This is a genomic window from Rickettsia hoogstraalii (genome assembly GCF_000825685.1).
GTDB classification, from domain to species: domain Bacteria; phylum Pseudomonadota; class Alphaproteobacteria; order Rickettsiales; family Rickettsiaceae; genus Rickettsia; species Rickettsia hoogstraalii.
Genome location: NZ_CCXM01000001.1, coordinates 1,009,142 through 1,024,214, shown reverse-complemented (window position 1 = coordinate 1,024,214; position 15,073 = coordinate 1,009,142). Strand labels below are relative to the sequence as shown.

Genomic DNA, 15,073 nt, shown 5'->3' with positions numbered 1-15,073 from the left:
GGCATTGTTTCTAAGCTACCGATGTCATTCCTGCGAGACCTTGTTGAGTGGATGCGTATGTCATTCCTGCGAAAGCAGGAATCTAGTTTTTTAAGCAACTTATATACTAAATTTTTATGTAATTTTCTTTGCCATATTTTATTTACTTTTCTCTTCCTGCTGTTTATACCAAAGTTCGGCATAATAACCTTTATGCTGTAGCAAGGTTTTATGGTTGCCTCGCTCGACTATATAGCCTTTATCCAAAACAATAATCTCATCTGCATCGATAATAGTTGATAGTCTATGAGCAATGATAAGAGTAGTATGGTGGGCTGAGATCTCTTTAAGGCTTGCTTGAATTAGCTTTTCGGTTTTAGTATCAAGCGAACTTGTTGCCTCATCAAAAACATATATTGCCGGATTTTTTAGGATGGTTCTTGCAATTGCAATACGCTGTTTTTCGCCGCCTGAAAGCTTTAATCCTCTCTCGCCTACCTGCGTCTCATACCCTTCGGGTAGCGTGCTAATAAACTCATGAATATGAGCATTTTTTGAGGCTGCTATAACTTCGTCATAGCTTGCTGCATTATTACCGTATGCGATATTGTGATATATCGTATCGTTAAATAGTACGGTATCTTGCGGAACAATCCCGATAGATTTACGTAGCGTTCGTTGCGTGACTTCTCGTATATCTTGATTATCTATAGTAATGCTACCGCTATTAATATCGTAAAATCTGAACAACAAGCGTGATATTGTTGATTTTCCCGCTCCGCTACTACCGACTACTGCTAAAGTTTTACCGCTCTTAATCGTAAAACTTATATTATGCAAAATCGGACGTTCCTGATTATAAGCAAAACTAACATTATCGAAACTAACCTCACCTTTTGAGATAATTAACTCCTTAGCGTTCACGGCATCTTCTACTTCTGCCGGTATGTCTAAAAGATTAAACATATCTTCCATACTAACTAGAGCGTTTTTAATTTCTCTATAAGCAAAGCCAAGTATTGAAAGCGGAATTGATAGCTGAAACAAGTAAGTATTAACCATTATTAAATCGCCGACGGTCATTTTATTCTGATTAATAGCATTTGCTGAAAGTATCATAAGGCTAACAAGTCCTAAGGATATTATAACATCCTGCCCGATATTTAAAATCGATAGGCTGTTAGTAGTTTTAGTGGCTGATTTTTCATAAGTTTGTAAAGCCTCATTAAACTTTATCGCCTCATATTCTTCATTACCGAAATATTTAACGGTCTCAAAATTCAACAAACTATCGATTGCTCTATTATTGGCGGTGTTATCGCTTTGATTCATTTCCCTTGCAAAAGAAATACGCCAAGTACTGATTAGGAAAGTATAACCGACATAAACTATCATTGTTATTAAAATAGTTACGGCAAACCAAATACCGTACACATACCATAACATCCCACTTACAAGTACAATTTCTACGCTTGTCGGAAAAATATTAAATAATGAATAACGCAGCACCGCTTCAATACCTTTAGTACCACGCTCTATTGACCTACTTAAGCCTCCTGTTTTTCTAGTAATATGAAAACGCATACTTAAATTATGCATTTGCTTAAAGACATTTAGAGCAACTAAGCGAGTCGCCTGATGTCCTACCTTTGAAAAAATGATATTTCGCAGCTCACTAAATATTTGTACCAATATTTTAGTTCCACCATATGCAAGAATAATCCCTATAATAACCGAAAGAGCAAAATTTTTATTTAGCCCATCTATTATATATTTATAAACAATCGGAACGAAAATATTTATTACTTTAGCTATGACTAGACAAATAAGAGACGTAACAATACGCAGGCGTATATCAAAATCCTTCGACCATAAATATGGTAGAAGTAAATAGAATGAATTTTTATGATTGTTGTTTTTGAACATTTTTGGAGTTTTTGTAGTTTTCAGCGTCATTGCGAGCGACCGTAGGGAGCGTGGCAATCTCATAAAATAATAACAAATTCCTGAGATTGCTTCGTCAATTACTTCGTAATTTCCTCGCAATGACGTTTTTATTTCTTACGCCCCAGCTGCAGGTGAAGTCTTCTTCGGTTGCCCTTCCAGCAACTTATCTAGCCTTCCCTCTTTTTCAAGATCAAACAGAGCATCACAACCACCAACATACATATTATCTATAAATATCTGCGGGACGGTCTTTTTTCCGCCGGATTTCTTAATAAATTTTTCTTTCTCTTCCTGAGTAAAATTACTTACTTCAATTTCCTCATAAGCAACATTTTTCTCATCAAGCAATGCTTTAGCTTTTATGCAATAAGGACAACTAGCGAGAGTATAAATAATAATTGTGTGTAATATAGCTTTATTCATAATATTATATTTTTTTGTTAGATTTTAATATATTATCTTAAACTATAGTTTTTAAAGCAAGTAAAAATGCATGAATAATTTTTCTATTATCTCAGAATATAAACCGGCAGGCGACCAGCCAAAAGCAATAGATGAAATTATAGCAGGGTTAAATAGTAAAAAACGCTCACAAATGTTGCTTGGTATTACGGGGTCAGGCAAAACTTTTACTATGGCAAATATTATAGAGAGAACTAATCGCCCTACTCTGATAATGGCACATAATAAAACTTTAGCTGCTCAAATTTATTCAGAAATGAAGTCGATTTTTCCAAAGAACGCCGTTGAGTATTTTGTCTCATATTATGATTATTACCAGCCCGAAGCTTATATAGCACGTACCGATACTTTTATAGAAAAAGACTCATCAATTAACGAGCAGATTGATTTAATGCGTCATTCTGCTACAAGATCGTTATTAGAGCGTCGTGACGTTATAGTAGTTTCTTCCGTTTCCTGTATTTACGGGCTTGGTTCTCCTGATTTATATTACCAAATGACGGTTAATCTAGAACCGGGTAAAAGCTATCCTCGTGATAAACTACTAAATGATTTGATAAATCTGCAATATGAGCGTAACGATATCGGGTTTGAGCGTGGCTGTTTTCGAGTTAAAGGCGACAACATAGATATTTTCCCCTCACATTATAGCGATAAAGCTTGGCGTTTATCGTTTTTCGGTAATGAACTCGAATATATACACGAATTCGATCCCCTAACGGGCGAGAAACTTGCTAAGCTTGATAAAGCTATGGTCTTTGGTAATTCACATTTCGTGATGCCGCAAGAAACAGTAAATAGTGCCATATCAGGTATTGAGGAGGAGTTACAAAAACGCCTAGAGTTCTTAAAGTCTCAAGATAAACCGCTTGAAACTCAAAGGCTAAATCAACGTACTCAATATGATCTTGAAATGTTAACGGAAACAGGCAGCTGTAAAGGCGTTGAAAATTATTCGAGATTCTTTACCGGTCGTAATGCCGGTGAGCCGCCACCGACATTATTCGAGTACTTGCCGGAAGATGCGTTATTATTTGTTGATGAAAGCCACGTATCCGTACCACAAATTAGAGCGATGTATAACGGCGATCGAGCAAGAAAAGAAGTATTGGTAGAGCATGGATTCCGTCTGCCTTCTGCTCTTGATAATAGACCTTTAAAATTTGAAGAATGGGAAAAATTTAGACCGCAAACTGTTTTTGTATCAGCAACCCCGGGACCGTTCGAGTTAGAAGAAACCGGAGGCACTGTAGTAGAGTTGATTATCCGACCTACGGGACTGCTTGATCCTGAATGTATTATCAAACCTGCTACTAACCAAGTTGAGGATTTAATTAGCGAAATTCAAAGCACTATCGCTAAAGGCTTCCGTGTCTTAGTCACCACCTTAACTAAAAAAATGGCTGAAGATTTAACCGCCTATTTGCAGGAGCTAAAATATAAAACTTCTTATTTACATTCTAACGTTCATACGCTTGAGCGTATCGAGATTTTACGAGATTTACGGCAAGGTACTATCGATATTTTAGTTGGTATTAATTTACTTCGAGAAGGGCTTGATATCCCTGAATGCGGCTTAGTTGCTATACTTGATGCAGATAAAGAGGGATTTTTACGGTCTGAAGTATCGTTAATACAAACAATCGGAAGAGCTGCAAGAAATAGTGAGGGCAGAGTTATACTTTATGCCGATAAAATGACTAAATCTATAGATAAAGCTCTTAGTGAAACGTTGCGTAGAAGGCAAATTCAGCAGGAATATAATGAAAAACACGGCATAATTCCAAAAACCATTAACCGTGCCATCCATACTTTAGCAGAACTTGAGAAAGTTGATAGTAAGCTTGATAAAAAACAAGCTCATACTTTATTTGATAATCCTGCTAAGCTCAAAGCTCATATTGATAAATTAAAGAAAGAAATGCTTAAAGCCGCAAGTAATCTCGAATTTGAACAAGCCGCAAAACTTCGAGATCAGCTAAAAACTCTAGAAGAGGCAGCACTTGAGTTGAGTTAAATTGATGTCATTCCCGCTTCCGCGGGAAGACTTTGTTGCGTGTATATCTAATCGTCATTGCGAGCGGTCGAAGACCGCGCGGCAATCCAGAAAATAATTAAAAAAATGCTAAAAATTAGCGTTTTTAACTGGATTGCTTCGTCAAAACTTACAGTTTTTCCTCGCAATGACGCTAAAACCAATTCACTCAACAACACCTAAAACTCCTCCTATGATAAGGTGATAGACCGTGTATATTAATAGCCTCGATATGTTCACGAGTGCCGTAGCCGGAATTTTTATGCCATAAATATTGTGGGAATTCAGTACTTAAATCTAGCATCAAACGATCTCTAGTAACTTTTGCAACAATAGAAGCCGCAGCAATCGATAACGATAGATTATCACCGTTAACTATACTAACAAATCTTTTATCCTTAAACGGCATATTACCGTCAACTAAAACTATTTCCGGCTTAAGGCTAAGATTTGCCGCAGCAATAGAGCAAGCTTTTTTAGTTGCTTCTAATATATTAATTTCATCAATTTCAGTATGAGAAATAATAGCAGTTGCCCAAACATAATTACTAGTTATTTGTTCATATAGTAATTCTCTTTTCTTTTTAGAAAGTTTTTTAGAATCTTTAATACCCGGTATAATATTAGTGTTATCTATTATAACGGCACTTGCTACTACCGGACCTGCTAGCGGTCCTCTACCTGCTTCATCTATACCTGCTACAATATAGTTATGATATTTTTTTTCAAAATGTAATAGATCTACTTCCATAATTGTATTTTTTAATTTTTGATATATGATAGAACAGTTTAGAATTACAAAAAAGGAAAAGTGCAAAATTATTTTCAATTATTAGGACTTTCGCAAGATTATAATATTGATTTAAAGATATTAGAAAAGCAATATTTTGCTATGCAGATAAAATATCATCCCGATAAAGCAAAAACTTTGCAGGAAAAGGAACAAAATCTAATTACTGCAGCTGAATTAAATAATGCTTACTCTACTCTTAAAGATGCCTTAAAGCGTGCTGAATATATGCTGCTTTTGCAAAATATAAATTTGAATGACGAAAAGACACGTAGTTTACTTTCGCCTCTAGAATTAAGCATATTCTGGGATGAAATGGAAATAATCGAAAATACTATCTTATTTAGTGATTTAGAAAAAATAAAAGACAAATATGAATTAATGAAAAAGCTTGAGATTGATTCTTTAAAACAAGCTTTTGAAGAACAAAATCTATCAGACGCAACTATAAAAACTAGCAAACTTAAATATATTGGGACATTGCTGCATAAACTGCAAGAAAAAATAAAATCATGCAAATAATAGAAATTAGGGAACCGGAGCAAGCTGATTTTAAGCAAGAACGGCAAATAGCAGTCGGTATCGATTTTGGCACTACTAACTCATTAATAGCTATTGCAACTAATAGAAAAGTTAAAGTTATTAAATCTATAGATGATAAAGAATTAACCCCAACTACTATAGATTTTACAAGTAACAATTTTACTATAGGTAATAATAAAGGACTCCGGTCTATTAAAAGACTATTCGGTAAAACATTAAAAGAAATTCTAAATACTCCGGCACTTTTTTCGTTAGTTAAAGATTATCTAGATGTAAATAGTAGTGAGCTTAAATTAAACTTTGCAAATAAACAACTGCGAATCTCTGAAATTGCAGCAGAAGTTTTTATTTACCTAAAAAATCAAGCAGAAGAACAATTAAAGACTAATATAACTAAAGCAGTTATAACCGTACCTGCACATTTTAACGATGCAGCAAGAGGCGAAGTAATGCTTGCGGCTAAAATAGCAGGTTTTGAAGTATTAAGGCTAATTGCCGAACCTACTGCAGCTGCCTATGCTTACGGCTTAAACAAAAATCAAAAAGGCTGTTATTTAGTATATGACCTAGGCGGCGGCACTTTTGACGTATCTATTCTTAATATACAAGAAGGCATTTTTCAAGTTATAGCAACAAACGGAGATAATATGCTTGGTGGCGACGATATAGATGTAGTAATTACACAATATCTTTGCAATAAATTTGATTTACCTAATTCTATAGATACTTTACAACTTGCAAAAAAAGCAAAAGAAACTTTAACATATAAAGATAGTTTTAATAATGATAATATATCAATTAGTAAGCAAATATTAGAGCAATTAATTTTACCTTTAGTAAAACGTACTATCAATATAGCTAAAGAATGTTTAGAACAAGCAGGAAATCCAAATATAGACGGAGTTATTTTAGTAGGAGGTGCAACCCGCATTCCTTTAATAAAAGACGAATTATATAAAGCATTTAAAGTAGATATTCTATCAGATATTGATCCTGATAAAGCAGTTGTATGGGGGGCTGCATTACAAGCAAAAAATTTAATAGCACCCCACACAAATTCATTATTGATTGATGTAGTACCTTTATCGCTGGGTATGGAATTATATGGCGGTATAGTTGAAAAAATCATTATGCGTAATACTCCGATTCCTATTTCGGTAGTAAAAGAATTTACGACTTATGCCGATAATCAAACCGGTATACAACTTCATATATTGCAAGGTGAACGTGAAATGGCTGCCGATTGCCGCAGTTTAGCCCGATTTGAGTTAAAGGGACTTCCTCCTATGAAAGCAGGAAATATTAGAGCCGAAGTTACTTTTGCTATTGATGTAGACGGTATATTATCCGTTTCTGCTTATGAGAAAATCAGCAATACATCGCATACTATAGAAGTAAAGCCAAATCACGGTATTGATAAAACGGAGATTGATATTATGTTAGAAAACGCTTATAAAAATGCTAAAATAGATTATACTACAAGATTATTACAAGAAGCAGTAATTGAAGCAGAGGCTTTAATCTTTAGCATAGAACGTGCTATAGCGGAATTAACAGCTTTATTATCGGAAAGTGAGATATCTATAATTAATTCTTTATTAGATAATATAAAAGAAGCCGCACACGTTAGAGATCGGATCTTAATTAATAATTCTATTAAAGAGTTTAAATCCAAAATAAAAAAATCTATGAATACAAAGTTTAATATAATAATTAATGATTTGCTAAAAGGCAAAAATATCAATCAAATTAAATAGCTTCAGTTATATATAAAATTTTATATATAATCGAACTAATTTAGATAAGGAAAAATAAGAAGAATGTCAGGAAAAATAAAAGTAACATTTATTATAAATGATGGAGAAGAAAAAACTGTAGAAGCACCTATAGGGCTTTCCATTTTAGAAATTGCCCATAGTAACGATCTAGACCTTGAGGGAGCTTGTGAAGGATCTCTTGCTTGTGCTACTTGTCACGTTATTTTAGAAGAAGAATTTTACAACAAATTAAAAAAACCTACGGAAGCAGAGGAAGATATGCTTGACTTAGCCTTCGGTCTTACCGATACTTCTAGATTGGGATGCCAAATTATTTTAACCGAAGAATTAGACGACATAAAAGTACGCCTTCCTTCTGCTACTCGTAATATAAAATTATAATGGATTAAAAAAGTGATACGTAAAATACTTCTTTTTGTGTTTTTAGCCTTTACTATAATATGGTTTGCAACTGCATATACTATAAAAAATAACATTGTAAGTTTAATTAAGAATTCTGAATCCGATAATCTTAAAATATCTTATAATGCGGTTAAGTTTTCAGGCTATCCTTTTAATTGGAAAATTACCGTAACGGATCCTAAAGTAAAATTAATTGATCATGTAAATTCTAAAGAATTTACTAGTGAAAATATTGTCCTAAATATAGCTTTTAGTACTAAAAGAGCCGCTCTTAATTTCGGTCCTTTTATTAGAGAAGTCGATAATTACGGCGATAAAACATTTACCTATGATGTACGCAGCGATGATGACATAAAAGGTATAGGAAAATTTAATAAATCTTTATATAAAATATCAAAAGATGATAATTTAAAAGAAATATTAAAATCAATTCAGTTAAATAATAAAGCATTATCGATATTTAAAGATAATCAAGAAATCTTTAAAATTAATGATTTAGCATTTCTTATAAGAAAACAGAATTTAGCAACTGAGGAAAATATATCCTTATTTTTAAATATGAATTATTATTCAGAAAAAGATATTTTGAATTTTAAAAATGCTAATTTAGATATTGCTGCTTCTTTAAAATTTGCTGAAGACGGAGAAGATTCAGCTATTTTACAAAATTTTAATATAGAAAGATTTATTTTTACTTGTGATAATGATTCTAAAGTTAATTTAAACGGTGCTTTACAATTCTTTGCCAATAAATTACCGGAAGGAAAATTATATTTTGAGCTGGAAAATTATAATTCCATAGTTGATAAATTATTACCGAATAATATTATTTTTTCTAAGAAAATAATTAAAACAATTATTGCTAAAGCAATTAATAAAGCTTCCGACGAACAATTAAATATAGATCAAAATGATTCAAATTCGGCTTACAACAATATAGAAAAAGCTAAGTTTGATATTGAGTTTTCAGATAAAGGAATAAATATCGGTTCTATTAATTTATTAGAACTAAAACTTGGTGAACATAAAGAAGACCAAAACACCGAAAATAATTCAAATTAGTTTTATGAATAATTTTAAACTAGCTACTATTATTAGCATATTTCTTATTTGCAGTAATATTTATGCTGCTCCAAAAGTCATTAAAATCGGTACCGGCTCTATTTTAAAAGGATATTATGCTATTGGACTTGATTTATGCAAAACTATTACAAATGATGATAAAAATAACGAACATATTAAATGTGAAGTTGTTGCAACAAACGGCAGTATAGAAAATTTAAAATTATTACAACAAGGCAAAATTGATTTAGCTCTAGTGCAAGCTAATATTGCAGTAGAAGCATATGAGGGCATAGGTTATTATCACGATCAAGAAAAAATGCAAAATTTACGTCAGGTACTTAATCTACATGATGAGTTTTTTACGGTTATTGTAAAAGATGAGGATAAAATAAAAGTTTTTGCTGATATTGACGGAAAAAAAATAACTAACGGTCCGGCATTTTCCAGTAGTAATATTACTTATGATGCCATACGTTCTTTATATAAATTTTCTAAAGAATCTGAAGAGCTACACATTAATTATGAAGATTCTATTGATAAATTCTGTAATAAGGAAATAGATGCTATAATAATGATGGTTGGACACTCTAACCCCTTAGTAAATTTAATAGCTAATAAGTGTGAAGTTGATTTCGTTTCAATTGAAAATGATAAAATAGCAGAATTAATAAAACAAAATAGAGCGTTTCATAAAGCTATACTTCACAAGGGCTTATATCCAGGGATTACCGATGATCAAACTACAGTAAAAGTATCAGCAATCCTAGTAACTAGAGATGAGGCGAATCGTGATATTTTAGATAAATTTATCGGAGCTTTTCATAGAAACGTAGCAAATTTTAAACTTTCTAATTACTTATTAAATAACCTCGATATTAACTATTTTGCCGATACTAAAAATTTTGTTCTACCAAAACATGATTCAGTAAGAAATAAAAACTAACAATATCTTATGTTTAAAAATATACTTATACCTATAGATTTAAATGATAAAAAATCTATAAAAGGTATTCTTTCTAAGGCTTTAATGCTTGCAACGAACTTTCAAGCAAAATTACATTTTATGTATATAATTCCTGAATTCGGTACGAAAATGTTTGAAGATTATTTACCTAAAAATTGGAAAACGGAGAAAAAAGAAAAGTATCAGACTCAAATTAAAGAGCTTATCAAACAATATATTCCTGATGAAATTGAAACAGATTATTATATAGGAAACGGTGCCGTTTATGATGAAATAATTAAGCACTCTAATGAAATTAAAGCCGATTTAATAATAATCTCTGCAGTCAGACTACAATTAAAAGATTATATGCTTGGACCTAACGCTTCTAAAATCGTCCGTCATTCAGATATATCAGTTTTAGTAGTAAGAGACGAGTAATAAGTATTATTTATGGTTCTTACGTCATTCCCGCAAGGCATTGTTGCGTGGACCTGCTTTTCCGTCATTGCGAGAAGAATTACGTAGTAATTCGACGAAGCAATCCAGTAAAAAATTCTGATTTACAGAATTTTTTTATTATTTTTTCTGGATTGCCGCGTCGCTTCGCTCCTTGCAATGACGATTAGATATCCACGCAACAATACCACGCGGGATGACATTCATTAACCGTACATGGAATAATAATAACTTACAATTTCACTTTCAATTTTACAAAGCCTTGATGGCTTTGGTATTGCTTCTGTAAGTGGCAGTTATACTCTAAAGTCACACTTATATTACCTTTTTCAGTTAAAACGCTAGCGCCGATATTATAGCCGACTTTAGGCTGTTTTGGTAATGCGATAGTTTCATTAACTTCTTTATCTTTCCATTTTACTTTAGCATTAAGCTTTTTACTCTTATTGTTAAAGTAATTTTCTACAGAAGCTTGAAGTGCAGGCGTAATACTAAAACCTTCAGCTATTTTTTGTGGAGCTAAAGCTACTTTAGTGCCTAAAATACCGCTCCATAAATGCTGCTTTTTAGAAGCAATACTCAAATGCTGGATACCTACATCGCTTTCTTGATAAGAACCGTCTTTAGAGTGACCGTATCTTATACCAAGATTTGGAGTAAGAGTAATACCGCCATTCATAAGATGATTATAACTTAATAAGGTTTCAAAGTTATAATTATTATTCTTATATTTACCGATTGCAATAGTACCTAAACGGTTGATCTTACTCTTCACGATATTATGATTGTATGAAAACATCCCTTGTATCATAAAGTTTTTCGGCAATTCTTTCTGTCCATATAAAGATACGATATGACTATCGACATTAGTATTTAATTTACTACCGTTAGATTTAAACTTTGAATCTAGTTTAGTATAAGCAACACCTACTAAGTCTTTAAAGTTGTCAAACCCGATGTCGAAACCGATCGTACCGCCTGAAGCATGACCTTTATAACCGCTAGTCCCTTTTTGCTTATTAGTACCGATAGTACCTGCAATCCAAAGACCTTTATCTAACATTTTCTCATCTTCATCACCCGCAGCAACCACGGCACTAGAGAACATTCTATGCGATATAATATTGCGGTTCATTTGAGTGATAATATCATAAATCGGATTATATATTGCTCCAATCATTTCTTCATCTTGTTTTACTGCATTTTGCATTTCTGCAATTTCAGCAGCTTCAACTCTTACGGCTTCAGCAATTCTTGCTTCTTCGATAGCAGCAGCTAGTGCTACTTTTTCTTGCTCTTCTTTCTCTGATTCAGTCGTATCTTCAAATTTTGACTCACCGGCAGTAGGGGTTAAATCAGCAAGAGCAGCAACAGAAGCAACAGGATGCTCGATAGCTTCATCACCTTCTGCTCTTAATTCCTCTCCTCTTACTAGTTCATCTTCCCTAGCATCGCCTTCAACAGGTGCTTCTTCTATAACTTCAGGAACAACAGGCACTTCTACATCACCACCATCTTCTTCTAGCTCTATAACCGGAACTTCTGCATCTATTTCTGCCGGAGCTTCATCGCCTTCTTCCTCTACAAATAGATCGGCTATTCCTTCTATTACCCTATCATTTGCTACATCTTCTTCCCTTTCTGCATTCTGAAACATGAATTGTACAGCGACCAACTTAGCACTCTCTTCTTTTTCTTCAGCTGCTCTTTCTGCCCGCTCAAATAATGACTCTACACCTACAAACCTACTGGTATTATTCGCTGCTTCATCTCTTAGTCTATGTCGTATTTCACTGCGTTCTGCCTGGCGAGCTAATCTACGATTTTGTACCGGATGATTAATTGCAGCATGATCAGCATACCGGCTACATCTGCTAATGCATCAGTCGCCGGATCCGCTATAACAGGCACTACTACTGCTTGGGCACCGCCTACTCCTCTTTCTATTGGTGCAAAAAAACCACCTACTGTTGTATCAGGATATAAAACCTCGACTACTCCTTCAAATATCTTAGCACTTTTAGGATCATTTGTACTATAAAGCTTTAGAAATACTTCATCTTTCATTAGTTCTGTTATGATACGGCTATAGTTTTCCTTTATTCTTTTAGGCTGCTTTGCTTCTTCCGAAGTTACAGGACCAATAAAGTCTTTAGCAATAGCCTCTCCTGCTATAGCTTTTTTTATAACATCTTTTAACCTGTTTATATCATTTATAGTTTGATATCTTGAAGGCATGAGTGCTACTTCTTCAGCCATTAACATTGCTTCTATTTCTGCATTTAGGCATTCTGTACCTTTTATTGCTTTAGTCGCAGAATCCGTAATGGAGTTTACAGCTTCTTGATATTTTTGACCAAGTACAGTTTTAGCTTTGTTTACAACTATTGGTTCATCTGCTACTGCTCTAGTCTCAGCCTTCTCTATGGTATCTAGATCATTAATTACTGAGAAAAAGCGCGGAAGCTTTATCTGAAATACCACTAATAATTCTTTTAACCCTCTCAGCTATATAAGTTTGTCCTAATGGTAGTTTAACCTCTTTTTTTGCTATTTCTACTAATATTGGGTTAATCTTACTTACTGTAGTCTTATTGAAGATTGTAGCTATATTATCCTTAGCTTCAGTTAACTCTTTTTGACGCCTCGCATTTCTTGTTTCTCTGTCTCTCTTCTGAAATCTAGTTTCTTCTGCTGCAATCGGTTCTAATCTATTTAGTTCTTCTGCTCCTTTTGGAAATATAGTTGGCGATAAATTATGCATAAGATCGATGATCTCATCGGTAATATGCTCGCCGGTTATTAATTTCGGTAGTGCACCTTTATTTAATTCTACGAGTTTCAATGTTTGAACTTTAGCATCTGCAATTTCTTCTAAATAGTTTTGCACTCGTGCATAATCTATTTTAGCAGCTAATTTCTTTACAAGATCAACTGATAAGTCATTATTTAAATTACTATTCATTAATACTTCTACAGCATTATCCTGAGCCCAATTCATTACCTTTTCGTTTAGTTTGTTTTGAATTTCCGGTTTCGTACTTTTAATATGATTAACTGTTTTCTGATCAATTAATAAACTTATTTTATCTTTAATAGGTAATGCATCAAAATTATCAATATAACTTTGTAATTCTTGATATAATTTTTTTCTGTAGTGTTTCCTACAACGTCTTTAGTATCAAGATATTTAGCATTGTTGGATATAAATTCTAACCGCTCTGATGCAGCTTCTATACCTCTTAATTCTGACTCTTTAAAGTCTTTATCTTTTCTAAATTGAATTTCATCTTTAACTTCCTGGGGAATATTAAGCTTAACTACTGCGTCCTTAGTAACAGGATGTGCCCAATCAAATTTATAATCAAAACGCTTCATAGCTTCTTCTGCGTCTTCAGCAAAAAGATTATCAATAAAATTCTCAATTGCAGCATCATCAGCAAATTTTTTATTATTACCGATAACTTTCTGCACGTGAGGATTGACTCTTAGCATATCAAGCACAAATCTAGCTTTTTCTCTCAGCTCAGCATTATCTTTATTTTTTGCTGTAAATAGCTCTAAAGTATCTGTGATATTTTTTTGTTTTTGTTCTGCTGTTGCTTTTTTAAGAACATTTTGCTCTCTTGTAGTTAATCTTCTTCCGCCATGCCCTGCTGCAGCACCGGTTCCGTATTTTTCCTGTATAAAGTCTTCCGTTAATATTATTCTGATTGTATTGGATAAATCAGTTACTAATCCCATATGCTTACTAGCTATACCACGAGGATTTTTGTCTTCCTTAACCTTCTTACTTTTTTCGGCTTGCATTGAGTAATATACTTTCCCTGAAGTATTTAATAGCACTTCATTCTCAATCTTATATTCAAACTCAACACCCGGTGTTTTCCTTAATTCTGATAATTTTATGTCGCCTAACTCTTGATGTAAAAAACCGGTATCTAAATTAACAAGCGGATTTTTTGTTACAGGGTGTACCTTATTAAGTTTACTGTTAAAAACAGTATAAATATTTTCTCTATTTGCTTCAGCAAACACACTGTCCACAAGCTTTTTATTATTTGGTTTATTTGGTGCTTGATCTATAATCTCTTTGATATGTGCATTATTTTTTACAGCAGTAATAAGTATCCGATTTGCGGTAAGTTTTGTTGCAAGATCGCCATTAGTAAATATCTCTAAAAATTCTTTAGCAACGTCTTTATCACTTTTACCCTCTACTCCACGATTATTTTTAACAAATTCTTGAGCTAATAAAATTGTTACCGTATCTCTTAAATCCTTTTCAAGGTTTGCAATTTTTGCCTTTGCATCATTAGGATTGGTATTTCTGCCTGCATGTAATGCATAATATACACGCCCTGCTTGGTTACTTACTTCCGTTCCTGTTTCCGGACTCACTTTCGTATTAATTATTTTAGCTTCTAATCTTTCAGGTGTACGAGCTTTTATTTTTTCCCCAACCTCGAATATATTTTTCTTATTGTTGTCAGTAGAATTTTTATATTCAGCAACATAATCTTTTGGACGAGGAGGAGTGGGAGGAGGAACCATAGGATCAACCCTAGGAGCAACCGCAGGAGCAACGCCATCATAGCCGGCAACATCCATACCTAATAATATTTTATTAGCAATAATATCTTTACGGTTTGCATCTTCTCTTTTGCCTA

At 33.3% G+C, this 15,073-nt stretch carries 14 protein-coding genes and 1 pseudogene; 7 read left to right on the top strand and 8 right to left on the bottom strand.

Annotated elements, in window-relative coordinates:
- Nucleotides 1-138: 138 nt before the first annotated feature.
- Together BN1174_RS05310 and grxC are read right to left on the bottom strand one after the other, a co-directional pair.
- Nucleotides 139-1,905, bottom strand: coding sequence for an ABCB family ABC transporter ATP-binding protein/permease (locus tag BN1174_RS05310; protein ID WP_040257115.1), 1,767 nt, complete (start codon nucleotides 1,903-1,905; stop codon nucleotides 139-141).
- A gap of 135 nt (nucleotides 1,906-2,040) precedes the next feature.
- Nucleotides 2,041-2,349 (bottom strand): glutaredoxin 3, encoded by a 309-nt coding sequence (gene grxC, locus BN1174_RS05305; protein WP_040257113.1) that lies wholly within the window; start codon nucleotides 2,347-2,349, stop codon nucleotides 2,041-2,043.
- Between the two features lie 70 nt (nucleotides 2,350-2,419).
- Here grxC and uvrB point away from each other — a divergent pair, with 70 nt between their 5' ends.
- The gene (gene uvrB, locus BN1174_RS05300; RefSeq protein WP_040257111.1) at nucleotides 2,420-4,405 is read left to right on the top strand and encodes an excinuclease ABC subunit UvrB; all 1,986 of its coding nucleotides are present in this window, start codon (nucleotides 2,420-2,422) and stop codon (nucleotides 4,403-4,405) included.
- Between the two features lie 187 nt (nucleotides 4,406-4,592).
- Here uvrB and BN1174_RS05295 read toward each other — a convergent pair whose 3' ends face one another.
- Complete coding sequence (locus BN1174_RS05295; RefSeq protein ID WP_040257109.1) at nucleotides 4,593-5,174, bottom strand: ribonuclease HII; 582 nt, start codon at nucleotides 5,172-5,174, stop codon at nucleotides 4,593-4,595.
- 60 nt (nucleotides 5,175-5,234) lie between these two features.
- Between BN1174_RS05295 and hscB the strand changes: the two genes are divergently transcribed.
- The 6 genes from hscB to BN1174_RS05265 all read left to right on the top strand — a co-directional run bounded on the left by hscB (nucleotide 5,235) and on the right by BN1174_RS05265 (nucleotide 10,385).
- Nucleotides 5,235-5,735, top strand: a complete 501-nt coding sequence (gene hscB / locus BN1174_RS05290) for a Fe-S protein assembly co-chaperone HscB (RefSeq protein WP_040257107.1) — start codon at nucleotides 5,235-5,237, stop codon at nucleotides 5,733-5,735.
- The gene (gene hscA / locus BN1174_RS05285) at nucleotides 5,726-7,513 is read left to right on the top strand and encodes a Fe-S protein assembly chaperone HscA (RefSeq protein WP_040257105.1); all 1,788 of its coding nucleotides are present in this window, start codon (nucleotides 5,726-5,728) and stop codon (nucleotides 7,511-7,513) included. Before hscB ends, hscA begins: the two co-directional genes overlap by 10 nt.
- A gap of 63 nt (nucleotides 7,514-7,576) precedes the next feature.
- On the top strand, nucleotides 7,577-7,915 hold the full coding sequence (locus BN1174_RS05280) for a ferredoxin family 2Fe-2S iron-sulfur cluster binding protein (protein WP_040257103.1): 339 nt from the start codon (nucleotides 7,577-7,579) through the stop codon (nucleotides 7,913-7,915).
- 12 nt (nucleotides 7,916-7,927) lie between these two features.
- Nucleotides 7,928-8,998 carry an RP198 family tick cell line-upregulated protein gene (locus BN1174_RS05275; RefSeq protein WP_040257101.1) on the top strand — a complete coding sequence of 357 codons (1,071 nt, stop codon included), beginning with the start codon at nucleotides 7,928-7,930 and terminating at the stop codon, nucleotides 8,996-8,998.
- 4 nt (nucleotides 8,999-9,002) lie between these two features.
- Nucleotides 9,003-9,944 carry a TAXI family TRAP transporter solute-binding subunit gene (locus tag BN1174_RS05270; RefSeq protein WP_040257099.1) on the top strand — a complete coding sequence of 314 codons (942 nt, stop codon included), beginning with the start codon at nucleotides 9,003-9,005 and terminating at the stop codon, nucleotides 9,942-9,944.
- 9 nt (nucleotides 9,945-9,953) lie between these two features.
- Nucleotides 9,954-10,385 carry a universal stress protein gene (locus BN1174_RS05265; RefSeq protein WP_040257097.1) on the top strand — a complete coding sequence of 144 codons (432 nt, stop codon included), beginning with the start codon at nucleotides 9,954-9,956 and terminating at the stop codon, nucleotides 10,383-10,385.
- Nucleotides 10,386-10,442: 57 nt separating this feature from the next.
- Here the strand turns inward: BN1174_RS05265 and BN1174_RS13120 are convergent.
- The 5 genes and pseudogenes from BN1174_RS13120 to BN1174_RS05245 form a co-directional block, all read right to left on the bottom strand.
- Nucleotides 10,443-10,563 (bottom strand): annotated as a pseudogene (locus tag BN1174_RS13120) (zinc ABC transporter substrate-binding protein); the annotation flags it as partial.
- A 72-nt stretch (nucleotides 10,564-10,635) separates the two neighbouring features.
- Entirely contained in the window at nucleotides 10,636-12,060 is a 1,425-nt protein-coding gene (locus BN1174_RS05260) for an autotransporter outer membrane beta-barrel domain-containing protein (RefSeq protein WP_231555808.1), read from the bottom strand.
- A gap of 155 nt (nucleotides 12,061-12,215) precedes the next feature.
- Nucleotides 12,216-12,887, bottom strand: coding sequence for a hypothetical protein (locus tag BN1174_RS05255; RefSeq protein WP_040257095.1), 672 nt, complete (start codon nucleotides 12,885-12,887; stop codon nucleotides 12,216-12,218).
- Nucleotides 12,844-13,404 carry a hypothetical protein gene (locus BN1174_RS05250; RefSeq protein WP_040257093.1) on the bottom strand — a complete coding sequence of 187 codons (561 nt, stop codon included), beginning with the start codon at nucleotides 13,402-13,404 and terminating at the stop codon, nucleotides 12,844-12,846. Before BN1174_RS05250 ends, BN1174_RS05255 begins: the two co-directional genes overlap by 44 nt.
- An 80-nt stretch (nucleotides 13,405-13,484) precedes the next feature.
- On the bottom strand, nucleotides 13,485-15,014 hold the full coding sequence (locus BN1174_RS05245) for a hypothetical protein (RefSeq protein WP_040257091.1): 1,530 nt from the start codon (nucleotides 15,012-15,014) through the stop codon (nucleotides 13,485-13,487).
- Nucleotides 15,015-15,073: the final 59 nt, after the last annotated feature.